We start from the raw sequence: 15,523 nt of genomic DNA on the forward strand, positions 1-15,523 counted from the left end.
ATGGACCAGACCGACGTCGGGCTGCTGCTCCTGCGGGTCGTGCTCGCCGCGCTCATCGCGGGGCACGCGCTGCAGAAGAGCGTCGGCTGGTTCGGTGGGGGCGGCCGCAGCCAGACCGCGCCGGTCTTCGAGGCGTGGGGCTTCCGTCCCGGCACCGTGATGGTGACGGTCGCGGCGGTCTCCGAGCTCGTCGGCGCGGCCCTGATCGTCACGGGCCTCGCGTTCCCGCTGGGGTGCGCGATCGTGCTCGGGACGATGATCGTCGCCGCCTCGCCCACCGCCAAGAACGGGCTCTGGGCGCAGCAGGGCGGGTGCGAGGTGCCCGTCTTCTACGGGTTGCTCGCCGCCTGCCTGGCCGTCACGGGCCCGGGCGACGCCTCGCTCGACCACGCCCTCGACGTCCCTCTCGACCACTGGTGGGTGCCCGTGGCAGCCATCGTCCTCGGCGTCATCGCCGCCGTCCCACCCATCGTGCGCAGCCGCCGGCTGCTGTCACCGATCGCAAAGGATCCATCGTGAACCAGCCCGCACCGCACCAACCCATCGTCTTCCGTGGCGGCACCGTCCTGACCATGGACGACGCCGGCACCGTCCTGACCAACGCCGACGTGCTCGTCGTCGACGACTCGATCGTCGCGATCGGCGAGGGCATCGAGGTGCCCGAGAACGCCTTCGAGATCGACGCCACCGGCGGCATCGTGATGCCCGGCATGATCGACACGCACCGCCACATGTGGCAGACCGCGATGCGCGGCTACGGCGCCGACTGGACGCTGACGCAGTACTTCGTCTGGAACTACCTCGAGCACGGCAAGAACTTCCGCCCGCAGGACATCTACGCCGGCAACGTGCTGGGCGCGCTCGAGGCGCTCGACGCCGGCGTCACCACGACGGTCGACTGGTCGCACGGGCTGCAGACCATCGAGCACGCCGAGGCGGCCGTCGACGGCCTGCTCGAGACGGGCGGACGGTTCGTGCTCGGCTACGGCAACATCCACCAGGCGCCGTGGGAGTGGGCGACGTCGCCCGACCTGCGCTCGTTCGTCGAGCGTCGCATCCCGCGCGACGACATGCTGGGCTTCCAGCTGGCGTTCGACGTGACGGGCGACCCCGACTTCCCCGAGAAGGCGGCCTTCGAGGCGGCGCGCGAGCTGGGCGTCTCGGTCACGACCCACGCGGGCGTGTGGGGCGCGACGGACGACGGCTCGATCAAGCTGATGGCCGACAACGACTGCATGGCACCCGGGACGGTCTACGTCCACGCAGCCACGCTGTCGGAGGACTCGTACCACCGCATCGCGGCGTCGGGCGGCGTCGCGTCGGTGTCGGCCGAGAGCGAGTCGACCTGTGGGCAGGGCTACCCGTCCAGCTGGGCGTTGCGCCGCCACGGCATCCCGATCTCGCTGTCGATGGACACCAGCGTCTGGTGGAGCGCCGACATGTTCTCGGCCATGCGCTCGACGCTCGCGTCCGACCGTGCCCGTGAGCACCAGATCGCCCACGAGGCGGGCGACACCGTCACCAACATCGGCCTGCGCTGCGAGGAGGTCGTCCGCTGGGCGACCCGCGGCGGCGCCGACGCCCTGGGCCTCGGCTCGACGGTCGGCCAGCTCAAGCCCGGCATGAAGGCCGACATCGTCCTGATCAAGAACGACCACTCGCCCGTCATGCTGCCGATCCTCAACACGTACGGTCACGTCGCCTTCCAGGCCCAGCGCGCCGACGTCCAGACCGTCGTCGTCAACGGCAAGCTCGTCAAGCACGACCACAAGCTCATCGGCGACGCCCTGGCGAAGGCCCGCACGGCCGTCGAGCAGACCGTCGAGCACCTCGAGTCGACCCTCGGCCCCGACGAGTGGGAAGCCGGCAAGCACCCCGACATCCCCGAGTCCAAGGTCCTCGACAACCCGTACATGTACACGGACTACGTGGGGGAGTAGGGCTCGCGTCCTCGCGCCTGACCAATACTGCGACGTCCGACTGGCCCCTAGGGGCGGGTCGGACGTTGCCGTCTGGGCTGGTGCATTCCGCCCACTTTGACGCAGCCAAATCTCGTGACGAGCTACTCGCAGAAGATCTACTAAAGCGTGATGTCGTTCTGCTGAAGTAGAGACGCAAGGTTCGTTTCGAGGAGTTGGTCGACGCCCATCGCGTCCGTCCGCCAGACCTGGGCAAGCACGGCTACTGCTTCCTCAGTCTGAGCCGGCATCAGCCCGCGCTGGCTACTCTGAGCGAATGGGCCGTCGGTCTCAGTGAGGATCCTGTCGCGCGGGATCGCGGCTACCACCTGCCGGCCTTTGGCGCCCCGCAGCATCGCCGGACCAACGCTGAACCAGCATCCCAAATTAACTGCTCTCTGGAGTTCTGCCCGACTCCCCGAGAACCAATGCAGAACTGGTGTTCCGGCGCCCGGGTTCCCTTCCCAGAGGTCTAGGACCTTCGAAGTTGCGCGCCTGCTGTGAAGTGAAACGACTTTCCCGCCGTCGCGAGCGCATGCTGTGAGAATTCGGCTAAGCACATCGGTCTGAGCCCGCCGGCCCGTCTCGTCAGCATCAGTACCGTCGAGACCGACTTCGCCGATGAATCGTGCGTTGCTAACCAGTTCTTCGAATAGATCAACTTCGTGCTGACGTTGCTGCGCAAGCTGCGGATGCAAGCCCAGGGCGGTGTGAATTGCCGGGTGGTGCCTCTCGAGCGCCTGCGTGCCGTTCCAAGCCTTTGGCGTTGTCGTGACTGAGAGAACGAACCCGACACTTGCGTCGAGCTTTGCCGCTGTCGCGGCGGCGTCTGGGTAAAGGTCTAAGTGAGAGTGGAAGTCGATCGTCACGAAACACCGTAGGAGCTGTGGAGTTGGCTGAGCTCCGCGAGCCCACGGGACACTACGCCGAGTAGGTTGGGCTGTTCTGTAACGGGGAGTCCAGCGAGCGCCGGGTGCCCCCACCGTTGAACCGAACTGCCGCTCGCGGTTGCAACGGCTAGCCCGACCGCCCGGACATCTTTCCATTGCGCGTGATGCCCATCGCGGATGCCCAAGTTCTCATAGATATATCCCGTGGTGTCTGCAATCCCCGCGCGTAGGAACGCTCCGCGTCTTACTTGGCAGGGAATGCAGCGGCCGCAATGCTTGTATCCGTTCCTCAAGAACCGCCCGCAGCTGGTCGATTGGATGGCCATCGCTTCCATTGACGGCTCCGAGGCTACGGACAAAAGCATTTCACCCTTCGTTTCGAAACGGTGTGGGTTCTGAATCTCGATCGAGAGACCAATCTGAGCGAGAAGCCGGTTCAGGAGTGATAAGTATGTCGGGTGTGCCGTCCGAGTACTCAGGCTACCGAGACGGGACGGTGTTAGCGGCGGATTGACTGCGATGAACCCGTTCTCGCAGAGCCAGAAGGGTGTCTTGGTGCCGTCGATTTGGGGCGATCTTGCTGATGCGAACAGAACCCCGAGCGCAATGAACTCAAGGGATCTACTGCGCTGGGAGAGCTCGGTTGAACCCGGCGTGACGGCATTGTGTCCGAGTTGAATGTGGGTCTGATCCGGGGCCAATGCGGCGGCGAACGAGGACTGCTTCTCTTTGTCGCCTCGGACCGTGTGACTTACCAATATTGGGTCGGCGCCCATCTCCATCAGTCGATGTACACCTATGAGGCTGTCCAAGCCACCAGAAAGTAGCGCGACACTGTCAGCTGCGACACTCTTACCGCCTGGCAAATTCGCGTACTCGGCCTGGCTGAATGAGAACGTCCAGCGATCCGTGGTCAGGAACTGCAGGGCCGCGGAGAGAAGGCCGCTGGCGGCCGACCATATGTCAGCGTCCTCCACTCCCACGTGGAGATGAATTTCACGGGTCCAGCCATCTGAACTGTCGCTTCGAAGTGTCCCTTGGTCTGCGGTGATAGCCGCAAGGGCGATGGCTAGGAAGTCCCGTGCTTGGGGGTGAACGTCCAGACACGCCCGGCGAATGTGAGTCTCTATCGCGTGCCCTACGGTCCGTGGTGCCCCCTGATTGCCGAACAGCAGGATCTGAGCCCCATGAGTGCCAGCGGGGGGCGTGAACCCAGACGGTCCAGCTACGTATCTCATTTGGTCCAGTCCTTGAATACCTGAAAGGTCCGTTGAAGTGCGTCGCGCGTTCGCGATGCAATATCGGGTGATGTTGTCGGTAGACCTACGATCCGGCCTTCAGTGAAGGCGCCCGACACCGTAGCTTTGATGAAGTCCCTGATTTGCTGCAGGCGTGATGATTCGGCTTGGATGCTAGGAGCCTTGGCGGAGATCGCGTCGCCTATGTCGAGGATCACCCTTTGGTAAACCGAGACTGCAACGAACTCCTCGATCAGCACATCTCTTTGCTGCGCGGTCAGCTCAAGAATGTTGGCGCTTGGGTACTGATTCTGCAGTTCCGCGATAGCTTCGAATACCGCTGCCCTAGACGACTCCGCATCTTGGGTGCCGTCGACAGGAGCCACGATCTCCACCACGATGTCCAGCAGCGCTACGGCGCCGGAGGTTGCGGCCAGCAGCCTCTGACGCTCCGAAGTCTCAGACTGACTAGGATCAAGGGCGTTGAAAAGGCGCTCGCTCTGGCGCACGGTCCCGCCGAAGCGGGCCGTGAGGCCTTCAGCGCCGCCATAGCCGGTCCTGGTGTATTCGCGGAGTCCCCTACGCATGGAGACCGAGTCGCTCGTATTCGCGAATTCGCCGATGTTGCGGCGGGCCTCTGCGAATCTGCGTGGCGGAGCAAGGGGCGTGAGCAGCAGATCAGGGTTCGCGCTTTCCTCGGTGGGGTCGTCCGAAGTCTCCTCGTCTGGCTGCGGTGTCAAGTCCTCCACCCATGGTGGGAGAAGTGCCACCCCTGGTCCCGGACCTGCACTACTTTGTGACGTGCCCATCGGCGACCACCGCCTTGATGTTCTCTTTGACGGTGGTATCTACTTCGTCGGACGCTTCCCAGAACTCGAAGAGCGGTTTCGCCCACGCGAACGACTTGATGCTCGTGATCAAGGCGGCTTGAATCTGATTGAGTGGTCGCTCCCGAAGGAAGATTGCGAGACGATCAGCTTGAGTCGGCGAAATCTCGGCGATCAGCGTTGCGACCTTTAGGATGGGCGGTGCTCCCCAGGTTTGAATTGCTGAGGCTTTCTCCAAAACTCTGCCCATTATTATGCCGAGTTCGACGGCTGACACTGCCTCCAACTTCGTGCGGTGCGAGTCGGCAGTGGCGGGGTTCTCAAGAAGAGCGGCCAGCAAGTCGGCTGCTTTCTCGGAGAGCCTGGACTCGGAGGTGATTGACGGCAGTCGATCTCGACTCACGTACATCGCGCCGCGGAGATCCAGTCCAGCGAATCCAGGGTTGATTGTGAGCCACCTCTTGGTGAACTCGTTGTCCCAGGCCGGAGTCAGTTCGAGATCGGCGCCTTTCAGGGCACTCTCTTCCCACTCTGCAAATGGTGCGAATACTCCGTCGTCGCTCGAGTTGACTGCTGAAGCGAGTTCCGACAGAGCCTCGTCGCTTCCGAGACGCTCTAAGAGGAGGATCTTTGCAACAATCTCCTCGCTCACACCAACGCCGTGCGCCCTGGAGATCGACATTCGAATCTCGAGCGCGTTCAGGAATCGCTTGATGAGGCGTGGATTGCCGTTAATTCCGACTCCGGTTGTCATCAGCGGAGCCAGGCGCTGAGCGAGGTCCAGTCGGCCAAGGGTTTCTGGCTGGAGATTCTGTGCCAAGGATTCGACAAAGGATTTGTCGACGTGGGCTCCGGTCCAAGACGACTGAAGTTGCTTAGACACTGCCGCCCGAATTTCCTCATGCTGATCTTGGTCCACCTCGGGACTGTCGGCGAGGAATAGGAGCATCAGGTAAGCGCGCACCTCTTGCGTGCCAAGCGGGGGAACTCTGACCGGCACTTGGATCAGTTTGTCGAAATAGTTCGTGACCAGTCGGTCGTCGGGAATGTTGTCGAAATGTCGACGCACCGCGTGCTTGATCATCTGGTCGTCCGCTGCAACCACGAATGCGGTGTTCTCAATGAACATGAACAGACGAAAGGCCTCAAGAGTCGCGACGGCCGTCTCGGGTAGGCAGCGATCCAAGTCATCGATGAAGACAACCAATGTCGCATCCAGTAGCGCCAGAGTCTGCGCGAAGTCTTCGCGGAGATCATGAATCTCCTTCGGCGGCGAAGTCTCACCACGGGGTAGGACTTCATCTGCTTCGTCCCCGATGGCGTCAGCCAGCTTCTGAGAATCAGCCAGATTCTGCTCTGTCACACCATCGGATTTGAAACTTGCGATCAGCCCGCCTGCCGCGCCAATGGCGCCGGGCGCGCCAACGCCAGAGAATAGAGCCGCCGCCCCGAGGGCAGTAAGACCGGCGACGCGAAACCAGTTGACGCGCTTCAGTAGCTGCTTTGCCCTTGCGACCGCTGCTTCTTTGCCCGTTGCCTCAGCTAGCAGCTTGGTGGCGATCGCCTCAATGAGTGCCGCACGGGCGTCGTCATAACCCTGATAGAGCCACGGGTTGAACGTCAGGAAAATGTGACGGCGGCCGGGTTGGCCCGTCTCGGCCTCAGCGGTTAGAAGTCGACTGCTCAATGACTTCTCGGTGAGCTTGAGCATCGACGTCTTCCCAATCCCCCAAGACCCAGAGATTCCGATCGAAACGGGCCTGCCGTTGGCTCGGAGGATCACTTCTGCCACTGTGTCCGACACACCGGTGAAGTTGAGGAAGTCGACGTCTGTCTCGCTATCGGACCACATCTCGGATGCTCCCTGTGCTCGCTCGAATTGCCGAAGACGGCGGCCAACTTCGGCCGGTCCATCGTCGTGACGATTCATCCTGACGCAAACGGGCGTCGTTCGGTGGCGTTCGGCCAGACAACTCGTCGCGGCTATGGCTCTCGGCTTCGCTCCGTCGGAGTTGTGTCCGACGCCCGCATCGAGGTCGTGGGCCCAATCCCGCCGTCCACAGCGCGGAGGCGATCGCTGGATTCCGGCGTTCAAACGTTCTAATCCATAGGTGCAGCACGAATAGCGTCTAGAACAGAGAGTCCAAGCTCTTCCGCCCGACCTCTTGTGCATCAACTGAGACGATACGGTCGCCGCTGGGGAGCGGATAGATCTGCACGATCAGCGCGAGCTCAGGGTGCGTCGATGCCCGCGACTCGGTCTGAGCATGGCACTACGGATCGCTGTCGCGATCAGTCGGGACACCTGGGATAGCGGTCGCCGGAGATCCAGTCGGACAGAGTTTTATCCATCCAGGTCTTCCTCGAACAGAGCACCCGGGTCGTTTCCTGCGTGGGTAGCATTTCGATCCTCCGGTTGGCGGTGCCTTCGCCAATCACGAGAACAGCGGTCGAAGCACCTTGAAAGCCAAGTACTTGAACCGTACGCGCAGGGATCCCGGGACTTTCAACGCGTTCCGACGGGAGCCACGGCGCAGATATGAGCTGGAACAGGATGCCGACGCCGATGATGGCGCGCACGGCGTTCCTTTCCACATCTGACGGCCGCTCGTCTGGCTGCAGCGGGGCGGGCGACTTCTTCGACAGGCGCCCCCATAGCCGCACTCCGAGCGCGATCAGCATCAATACGAGCGCTGGGATCACGACGACGGCGACGGGAGCTGCCGCCAAAGCAAGGATGAAGATCGGAGCAGCTGCCGCCTGTATGGCTGATCGTTCGAGGCCCGTACGGGCGCGAAACCAGCTGTAGTAGTTACCAACTAAGAAGTAAAGGGCCCCTGCGATGAGTGAGGGGAGCGCCGATACTAGTGCGCCGATCACTAGGTTCGAGGTGCCAGAGATGCGCACGATAGCGAGCGCGGTCGTGTAGTCCAATCCAGCGACGTATAGGACCTTGAGGGCAAGGGCGATAGTCGCCAACCCACTCGCAGCCAGAGCTGTGTTCTCACGGAGCCAAACCGTGAGCGGGTTCGATGTCATTTGCCTCGTTTCGCCAGGTCGACCGGACACCAATCGTGGCGCATCTGGGACCGCATCACGGGACTGACGCGCTCGCGCGCATTGGATTGATGACAACGGGGAAACGGCGCCGCGAGTTTGCCGGCGGTCATCGAGTACACGGGTCAAGTTCGCGGGGTGGTCTGGGAGGCTCGCGGAGATAGCCGTGGAGCGGGCTGGACCCGACCTGGCGAACTCTATTTCGCCCAGACTGCTGTCGCGTCCATGCCGGACGAGCCGCCGCGCCGGCCAAGTGTTTGGATGCTGACCTTTGGATTGTGGACCGGGCTCCGCCACGGCGCAGTTGCTCGCAACAGCAGACGGGCGATGGGACACGATCTTCGCAATCGTCGGTCGTCTGTGGTGTTGGTCTAGTCGCATACCGGGCGCGAGATGATCGTCGCCACCGCAAGCACGGGAAGAGATGGAGCCAGAACCGCCGGCGCGTCCCCCTCGGGCCTGACCGTATCGCTGCCGATGTGGGTCGTGCTCTGTACGTCATTCCCCCGCGAACGAGGAGCGTCTCCGGTAGGCACGTTTTCGCACGACGATACCGATCCTCTGAGCGATGCTCGGGCCTATCGTTTCCCGGGTGACTGACGACGAAAATTGGTGCGAGATTCAGCTCTCGGAGGTGGCCGACTTAGTTCTCGACTACGAACTATGGAAAGACGACTCCTGGCATCGCGCCGTCGACTGGAAGACGGTCAACGCTCACTTGGCTCAAATTCTTCAATCCATCGCGACTGCTGGTGTGGCTGACGGTCTGGAAGATGAGATTGCTCGCGCACAGCAGGAGCTTTCGGAGGTGGATGCTCAAGGACTCGAGGCACTCCGCATCGAACCGATAACGGTCACGTCTGTGCAACTTACGAGTGGTGGCCACCGGTTGACGGCAATGCTTCACCAGCAGGTCGAGTCTGTCCCGGGCATGTTCCATCCGGACCACATCGGCACGAGTATTAGGCGCGACCAGGTTTTCCCAATCGAGGGGACGCGCTGGTGGTCTAGCGCTGACTGGGACTTCTCACCTTCACGTCACCGTTAGGCGCGGACAAGCCAGGTAGCACCTGTTCTGGCGGTCTTCCTTCGTCGTACGGAGGTGTGGCATTCCCCCGCGATCGACGCAATGCTCATCTTCAGCAGCGAACGGTAGGGCTATCGCGCTTCGGCGAGGGTCTTGATGTTGAGGAGTTGCTTGCGGGCCATGACGAGATCGCCAACGGCGATGAGTGGGCCGAGAGCGCGGCCGTTGCGGGCGGCGAGCTTCAGGAGGAGCCGGGTCGACTGGCCGGCGTCCACGAGGACGTACGACATGTAGGCGCCGACGAGCTTCGCGGTCAGCTGGACTCCGGGCTCGACCGACAGGACGGTTCCGATCGAGCGTCCGGCGGTGGCGGTGAACGGGTCCCCGACCTCGGGGTCGGGCAGGCCTCGCAGCTCGCGGGGTGAGCGGCGGCCGAGGTTGTCGATCCAGTCGTACGAGTAAGGCGCGAGCCGGAGCTGCACGATCCACGGCCACACCGCGTCAGGGGTGGCGTCGATGGTGACTCCGCGCCAGGCCTGCCACGCGGGCCGGGGGACGAAGTCGTCGCACGGGTAGTGGCGGCTCGTCTCGGCGTCCGTCACGCCCCAGCGGTCACCGATCATTCGTCGATCGTAGGTGCGTTCTGGTCCGGGATCGCGGCGACGGCGAATCGCGCGATGGCGAGGAGGTCTTCGGTCGAGCCGCCGTCGCGCGCGCAGCCCGACATGCCGCGCATGACGGCCAGCAGGAACGACGACAGCTCGTCGGGGCGGGTGGACGCCGGCAGGTCGCCGTCCGTGACGGCTCGCGCGATTCGTTCGGTGAGCTTGTCGTGCAGGGTCTCGCGCTGCGCGGTGAGGCGCGGCTCGGTCAGCAGCAGGCAGCCCAGCGGGGTGTCGCTGGCGGTGTGCGCGCGGGCGGTGTCGCCGAGCATCTTCGCGATCGCCTCGTGGATGGACGTGCGGGTCATCGCCGCGTCCACGGCCTCGCACGTCCGGCGGAAGTACAGGTCGGACGCCTCGGTGAAGAGGCTGTCCTTGTCGCCGAACGCCGCGTAGAGGCTCGGGGGGGTCACGCCCATCGCGCTGGTCAGCATCGCGATCGACGTCTCCTCATAGCCGGTCCGCCAGAACTGCTCGACGGCGGCGGCCAGCGCGGTGTCGCGGTCGAAGCTCCTGGGTCTGCCTGCCATGTGGCCAGCATAACGTAGTGACCGTTATGGAATGTGTTATGTTCGAGATTTAATCCATAGTGATCGCTACAGAAAGAGATTCCCATGCAGCTGAACAACGCCGTCGTGCTGGTGACCGGAGCCAACCGAGGCATCGGTGCGCAGTTCGTCGCCCAGCTCAAGGAGCGCGGAGCGGCCAAGATCTACGCCGCCTCGCGCGACGGTGCCATCGACGTCGAGGGTGTCGAGGCGATCAGGCTCGACGTCACCGACCCCGCGCAGGTCGAGGCCGCAGCGGCCGCAGCGGGCGACGTGCAGGTGCTGATCAACAACGCGGGCATCTCGACCGGCACGTCGGTCGTCTCCGGCGACCTGGCCGACATCCGCCGCGAGATGGACACCAACTTCTACGGCCCGCTGCTCATGACCCAGGCCTTCGCCCCGATCCTCAAGGCCAACGGCGGCGGCGCGATCGTCAACGTCGTCTCGGCGCTCTCGTGGTTCACGGTCCCGAGCGCCGGCGCGTACGCCGCGTCGAAGGCGGCCGCCTGGAGCCTCACCGACAGCACGCGCCTCGAGCTCGCCGACCAGGGCACGCAGGTCGTCGGCGTCCACATGGGTCTGGTCGACACCGACATGGCCGCCGCCAGCGACGCCCCCAAGATCTCGCCCGCGTCCCTCGCCGCCGCCGGGCTCGACGCGATCGAGTCGGGTGCCGACGAGGTGCTGGGCGACGACTGGGCCAAGCTCGTGAAGTCGGGCCTGACGCTCAGCCCGTCCGCGCGGTACGAGCAGCTGTTCTCGGCGCTGTCCGGCAGCTGACGGCTTCAGGGCACGGAGTAACCTCACCGATGGTCATCCAACTTATCGAGAGGTTCCTCCACTCATGAAGAACGTGTTCACCACCGGCGGTCACGACACCCTCTCGACAGTTCTCGTGAGCGTCGCCGTGGCGCTGTTCGTCCTCGGCGTCCTGGCCGGCGTGCACCTGTTCTTCACGGGCAAGTCGCGCGCCGCCGGTGCCGTGGCGTCGCTGGCGATCGCCGGAGCCGTGGTGGCGTTCATCTGCTCGACCGACGCCGTGCTCGTCGACCAGGACGCCCGCGTCGACGCCTTCGTCAAGGAGGCCCAGTCCTCCTACGGTCTGCCCCTGACCCACGCGGACGGCGAGCGGGCCTACCGCGCCTACCGTGCGGGCGACGACTCGTTCAAGGTCGACGTCCAGGGCAGCGAGTACGTCCTGGGTCTGGAGGAGAAGGGCGACAAGCTCGTGCTGCTGGTCCTCGGCTCCGAGGCGCGCACCAGCTGACGTCGACTGACGGCGCCAGAGCCTCTGGCCACCTCCGGGTGTGACCAGAGGCCCTCGTCCGGTCGAGTGGGCGGTCGAACAATCGCGGGAAGATCCCCCGCGAACCGGAGAAGCCGATGAGCCTGCACGAGGAAACGTCTCGTCCGACGGACCGCCCGAGCGGATCGGGGCTGCCGCCCGTCCGCGAGCTCAGGCACCGGGCCGAGGTGCCGATGCTGGTGCTGGCCGGGGTGTCGAGCGTCGTGGCCGTGGCGGTGTTCATCGTCCTGGTCGCGACCAATGCCGATCAGCCCGGCTGGTTGACGTCGGCCGTCGTGCTGATCGTGCTCGGCCCGTTGCTGGCCGGCCTGTTCTTCATCCGCTACATGTACTGGACGACCATCAGCAACGGCGTCGAGGTGACCCCGCGACAGCTGCCGCAGCTCTACGAGCTGTTCGCCGAGCTCGGCGGACGTCTGAGCATGACGCCCGACGGCGAGGGGCTGCTGAAGCTGCCGCGTCTGTACGTGACGAACGGCAACGGCGTGTTCAACGCGTACGCCACCAAGTGTCGGATCCGGCGGGGCTACGTCGTCATCTACTCCGACCTGCTCGACATCGCCTACCTCAACGGCGACTTCGAGACGATCCGGTTCGTCCTCGGTCACGAGCTCGGCCACATCCACTGCCGCCACGTGAGCGTCTGGCGCACGATCCTGCGTCCGATCTCGACGATCCTGCAGATCGGGCCCAGCGTCTCGCGCGCCCAGGAGTACTCCGCCGACCGGGTCGGGAGCCTGCTGGCGCCCGAGGGCGTGATGGGCATGATCGGCCTCTTCGCCGGCAAGCACATGAGTAAGCACGTCGACATCGACGCCTACTTCGACTCCGTCGCCGACCACGAGGACGGGTTCTGGCTCAAGCTCGCCAACTTCCGCGCTGACCACGCGGTCGGGTTCCGCCGCATGACCGCCCTGCGCCGGGTGCCCGACGAGGGCTGGGACGTCCACGGACGGATGCTCTGACGGCGGGTGCTGCGCCCGTCAGGTCACGTCGCCCGCATGCGGTTGTTGCGCTTCTCGTGGGTCAGCTCGGCCAGGCCGAGCTCCTCGAGCAGCGGCGGCAGGTACATGCCGAACCGCCCCCGGTAGCCCGTGCGCTGGCCGTACCACCCGCCGACCGGGTTGGCGTCCGACCTGCCCCAGGCCTCGACGGTGTTGGGAGCCGCGGGCTTGTTCTCGTCGGCCGCCCCGAGCGGGACCCAGTCCTCTTCAGTCTGCAGCCAGGCGTGGAGGTCGCCGATCGCGCGGGCGAGGTAGGTCAGCCGGGTCGAGCCCACCTGGCAGACGAGCAGGGCCGGCTCCGACTCCTCGTCGAGGTGCATCGTGTACGTCGACGACCCGGGCGGAGTGGTGAGACGCCACGGGTCTTTGCTCGTTCCGTCAGCCATGGGTGGCCCCTCCCTGAAAGGCCGGGGTCGGCTGCCCGGCGGGCCCTGGCGGTACCGACGCTGTCTGCTCAACGTGTTCTGCCAGTGACCCGTCGGCCTCCTGCCATGGTGCTCGCACCGCGGGGACCTCGGCCCGGCCACACGGCCCGGGAGGAGGGGACCTTGGTCGCCAGCTGACGGCGTCTCGTCATCGGTGGCTAAGTGTGTTAGCTTATGGCTAACAACATAAGCCAGCCCGACGACGCACACGGAGGACGACATGACCGAGTTCTTGGAGATCGACGGCGGCACCCTCGCCTACGACCTGACCGGCACCGCCGGCCCGCTGGTGGTGCTCGCCCACGGCATGGGCGACAGCCGCGAGGCCTACCGCTTCCTGGCGCCGATGCTGGTCGAGGCCGGCTACCGGGTCGCGGCGGTCGACCTGCGCGGCTGCGGCGAGTCGAGCGTCGGCTGGCAGGCGTACACGCGCACCGACATCGCCGGAGACCTCGTCGCCCTGGTGCGCCACCTCGGCGGGCCGGCGGTGCTGGGCGGACACTCCATCGCCGGCGGCGCCGTGACCATCGCGGCGGCGACGGCACCCGAGCTGGTCATCGCGGCCGTCGAGCTCGCGCCCTTCACCCGCAAGCAGTCGATCGGCCTCGGCGACCTGCGGTCGTCCGCCTTCCGTCGCGGCATGCTGCGGCTGGTGGGGACGACCGTGCTCGGCAGCACGAAGCAGTGGGCGAAGTACCTCGACGTCGCGTACCCCGGCACCAAGCCCGCCGACTGGGACACGCGCCTGCAGCAGGTCACCGCGATGCTCGAGCAGCCGGGACGCATGAAGGTGCTGCAGAAGATGGGCAATGCGTCGCCCGCCGACGCGGGCGAGCAACTGGCCAACGTCCGCTGCCCCGTGCTGGTCGTGCAGGGCAGCGCCGACCCCGACTGGGCCGCGCCGCTGGCCGAGGGCGAGGCGGTCGTCGCCGAGCTGCCCGACGGCCTGGGCCAACTCGACGTCATCGACGGCGCCGGGCACTACCCGCACGTCCAGTACCCTGCCGAGGTGGCCGCCTCGATGCTGACGTTCCTGGACGGCGTCCGTGCCTAGGGCGGGCCTCGACACCGACACCGTCGTCGCCGCCGGCGCCGACCTCGCCGACGAGATCGGGTTCGCCAACCTGACGATGGGACGGCTGGCCGAACGGGTCGGCGTCCGCACCCCGTCGCTCTACAAGCACGTCGCCAGCCAGGACGACCTGGTGCGTCGCATCGCTGCCGTGGGGCTGACCGGTGCCGGTGACGCGATCGGCTCGGCCATCCAGGGTCGCTCCGGACGTGACGCGCTCGGCGCCGCGGCCCGCGCCCTGCGGGAGTTCGTGCTCGCCCACCCCGGCCGGTACGCCGCGACGGTCGGCCTCGAACCCACCGGGCCGGACGACCCGCTCGCCGTCGCCGCCGCCACGAGCATGGGGCCCTTCACCGCGGTGCTGCGTGGCTACGACATCGCCCCCGACGACATGACCAGCGCCCTCCGCGCGCTCCGCAGCGCCTTCCACGGCTTCGCCACGATCGAGTCGGCCGGGGGCTTCCAGTGGTCGACTGACACCGACGAGAGCTTCGACTGGCTCGTCGACCTCATCGACACCGGCCTGCGCGGCAAGCCTGCGGGGTAGGTGGCCGTCATTCGCGTGCGAGTGAGGCGGCCATCGCCTCGGCCACGCCGAGGTCGCCGGGACGACCGTCCGCCCGCAGGCCCTGGACGACGCCGGTGCGGTCGGCGTCCGAGCGGTTCTGGCTCAGCTTCGCCTTGCCCTCGACGGCCGTCACCGTGATCTCGACGCCGACGATGCCGCGCAGCTGGCCCTCGACGTAGGAGTCCGGCGCGTCGCTGACGTGCCACGGCTCCGTCCGCCGACCCTCGTGGTGGTCGGTCAGCTCGGTCACGGCGGCGCGCAGCCACTCGGGGTCGTCGTGCACACGAGCCGTCCCGGTCAGGTGGACCGCGCTGTAGTTCCAGGTGGGGACGACCTTGCCGTGCTCGGCCTTGGCGGGGTACCAGCTCGGCGACACGTAGGCGTCCGGACCCGTCACGATCAGCAGCGCCGGTGTGTCGTCGTCGATCTCGCGCCAGTGCGGGTTCGCCCGCGCGAAGTGGGCGACGACGGTGTCGCCCGTCCAGACGAACGGCAGCAGCGTCGCAGCCGGAGCCGCTCCGGCGCGGCTGGTGACCAGCCAACCCACGCGGACGGCGGCGGCGAGCTCGCGCAGGGCGGTCTCGTCGTCTGCGCGGTTGAACGGTGGGGTGTACATGCGCCCGACTCTACGGAGCGACGGTCTCGAAGGTCTGTGCACAGCGTGGATCTCGCTACGGTTGAGTGTCGGTGGTGGCCTCTAGGTTGGATGTATGGCCACCTTCGCACCTGCTTCGATCGACGTCCTGGGTGACGTCGCGCGGGAGCAGGCGCGCGCCGAGGCGCGGTCGGTGGTCGCGATGCTGGAGTACCGGGACGCCGAGATGGCGCGGATCGAGCTGCTGGAGTCGCCGATGCGTCGGCTGGTCGAGCGCGGCGCGATCGCGTTGAGCATTGGTGAGGCGATGGGATTGTCGGAGGGGCAGGTGGTGCACCGGTTG

General features: G+C 65.7%; 17 protein-coding genes and 1 pseudogene. 9 read left to right on the forward strand and 9 right to left on the reverse strand.

Annotation, left to right across the window (positions count from 1 at the left end):
- Positions 1 to 519, forward strand: a complete 519-nt coding sequence (locus IFT73_RS17570; protein WP_192168739.1) for a DoxX family protein — start codon at positions 1 to 3, stop codon at positions 517 to 519.
- A complete protein-coding gene (locus tag IFT73_RS17575; protein ID WP_197984358.1) occupies positions 516 to 1,940 on the forward strand; it encodes an amidohydrolase family protein in 1,425 nt (474 codons plus the stop codon). Before IFT73_RS17570 ends, IFT73_RS17575 begins: the two co-directional genes overlap by 4 nt.
- A gap of 140 nt (positions 1,941 to 2,080) precedes the next feature.
- On the opposite strand, the gene qatD is transcribed toward IFT73_RS17575, so the two are convergent.
- The 5 genes from qatD to IFT73_RS17595 form a co-directional block, all read right to left on the reverse strand.
- A complete protein-coding gene (gene qatD / locus IFT73_RS17580; protein ID WP_197984359.1) occupies positions 2,081 to 2,827 on the reverse strand; it encodes a Qat anti-phage system TatD family nuclease QatD in 747 nt (248 codons plus the stop codon).
- Positions 2,824 to 4,086: a Qat anti-phage system QueC-like protein QatC gene (gene qatC, locus IFT73_RS19705; protein ID WP_371811322.1), complete on the reverse strand. Its 1,263-nt coding sequence runs from the start codon at positions 4,084 to 4,086 to the stop codon at positions 2,824 to 2,826. The genes qatD and qatC overlap by 4 nt, the downstream gene beginning before the upstream one ends.
- The gene (gene qatB / locus IFT73_RS17585) at positions 4,083 to 4,835 is read right to left on the reverse strand and encodes a Qat anti-phage system associated protein QatB (protein ID WP_192168741.1); all 753 of its coding nucleotides are present in this window, start codon (positions 4,833 to 4,835) and stop codon (positions 4,083 to 4,085) included. The genes qatC and qatB overlap by 4 nt, the downstream gene beginning before the upstream one ends.
- Positions 4,836 to 4,875: 40 nt before the next feature.
- Complete coding sequence (locus IFT73_RS17590) at positions 4,876 to 7,086, reverse strand: P-loop NTPase fold protein (RefSeq protein ID WP_371811323.1); 2,211 nt, start codon at positions 7,084 to 7,086, stop codon at positions 4,876 to 4,878.
- A gap of 119 nt (positions 7,087 to 7,205) precedes the next feature.
- Entirely contained in the window at positions 7,206 to 7,847 is a 642-nt protein-coding gene (locus IFT73_RS17595; RefSeq protein ID WP_192168743.1) for a hypothetical protein, read from the reverse strand.
- 715 nt (positions 7,848 to 8,562) lie between these two features.
- Here IFT73_RS17595 and IFT73_RS17600 point away from each other — a divergent pair.
- The gene (locus IFT73_RS17600; RefSeq protein ID WP_192168744.1) at positions 8,563 to 9,018 is read left to right on the forward strand and encodes a hypothetical protein; all 456 of its coding nucleotides are present in this window, start codon (positions 8,563 to 8,565) and stop codon (positions 9,016 to 9,018) included.
- A gap of 110 nt (positions 9,019 to 9,128) precedes the next feature.
- Here the strand turns inward: IFT73_RS17600 and IFT73_RS17605 are convergent, their stop codons facing one another.
- Positions 9,129 to 9,620 (reverse strand): polyketide cyclase, encoded by a 492-nt coding sequence (locus IFT73_RS17605; RefSeq protein ID WP_192168745.1) that lies wholly within the window; start codon positions 9,618 to 9,620, stop codon positions 9,129 to 9,131.
- On the reverse strand, positions 9,617 to 10,189 hold the full coding sequence (locus tag IFT73_RS17610) for a TetR/AcrR family transcriptional regulator (RefSeq protein WP_192168746.1): 573 nt from the start codon (positions 10,187 to 10,189) through the stop codon (positions 9,617 to 9,619). Before IFT73_RS17610 ends, IFT73_RS17605 begins: the two co-directional genes overlap by 4 nt.
- An 84-nt stretch (positions 10,190 to 10,273) precedes the next feature.
- Here IFT73_RS17610 and IFT73_RS17615 point away from each other — a divergent pair, with 84 nt between their 5' ends.
- The 3 genes from IFT73_RS17615 to IFT73_RS17625 all read left to right on the forward strand — a co-directional run bounded on the left by IFT73_RS17615 (position 10,274) and on the right by IFT73_RS17625 (position 12,481).
- Positions 10,274 to 10,990, forward strand: a complete 717-nt coding sequence (locus tag IFT73_RS17615; protein ID WP_192168747.1) for an SDR family oxidoreductase — start codon at positions 10,274 to 10,276, stop codon at positions 10,988 to 10,990.
- Between the two features lie 64 nt (positions 10,991 to 11,054).
- The gene (locus tag IFT73_RS17620) at positions 11,055 to 11,477 is read left to right on the forward strand and encodes a hypothetical protein (protein ID WP_056605062.1); all 423 of its coding nucleotides are present in this window, start codon (positions 11,055 to 11,057) and stop codon (positions 11,475 to 11,477) included.
- 116 nt (positions 11,478 to 11,593) lie between these two features.
- Positions 11,594 to 12,481: a M48 family metallopeptidase gene (locus IFT73_RS17625; protein ID WP_197984360.1), complete on the forward strand. Its 888-nt coding sequence runs from the start codon at positions 11,594 to 11,596 to the stop codon at positions 12,479 to 12,481.
- A gap of 23 nt (positions 12,482 to 12,504) precedes the next feature.
- Here IFT73_RS17625 and IFT73_RS17630 read toward each other — a convergent pair whose 3' ends face one another.
- Positions 12,505 to 12,906: a DUF6855 family protein gene (locus tag IFT73_RS17630; protein ID WP_192168748.1), complete on the reverse strand. Its 402-nt coding sequence runs from the start codon at positions 12,904 to 12,906 to the stop codon at positions 12,505 to 12,507.
- A 259-nt stretch (positions 12,907 to 13,165) separates the two neighbouring features.
- On the opposite strand from IFT73_RS17630, the gene IFT73_RS17635 reads away from it, so the two are divergent.
- Together IFT73_RS17635 and IFT73_RS17640 are read left to right on the forward strand one after the other, a co-directional pair.
- On the forward strand, positions 13,166 to 13,999 hold the full coding sequence (locus IFT73_RS17635; protein ID WP_192168749.1) for an alpha/beta fold hydrolase: 834 nt from the start codon (positions 13,166 to 13,168) through the stop codon (positions 13,997 to 13,999).
- Entirely contained in the window at positions 13,992 to 14,564 is a 573-nt protein-coding gene (locus tag IFT73_RS17640) for a TetR/AcrR family transcriptional regulator (protein WP_192168750.1), read from the forward strand. The genes IFT73_RS17635 and IFT73_RS17640 overlap by 8 nt, the downstream gene beginning before the upstream one ends.
- Positions 14,565 to 14,571: 7 nt before the next feature.
- Here the strand turns inward: IFT73_RS17640 and IFT73_RS17645 are convergent, their stop codons facing one another.
- Entirely contained in the window at positions 14,572 to 15,201 is a 630-nt protein-coding gene (locus tag IFT73_RS17645) for an FMN-binding negative transcriptional regulator (RefSeq protein WP_192168751.1), read from the reverse strand.
- A gap of 94 nt (positions 15,202 to 15,295) precedes the next feature.
- Here IFT73_RS17645 and IFT73_RS17650 point away from each other — a divergent pair.
- Positions 15,296 to 15,523: pseudogene (locus IFT73_RS17650) on the forward strand (HNH endonuclease); the annotation flags it as partial.

Origin of the sequence: Aeromicrobium sp. CFBP 8757 (assembly GCF_014841755.1) — a bacterium.
Taxonomy (GTDB): domain Bacteria; phylum Actinomycetota; class Actinomycetes; order Propionibacteriales; family Nocardioidaceae; genus Aeromicrobium.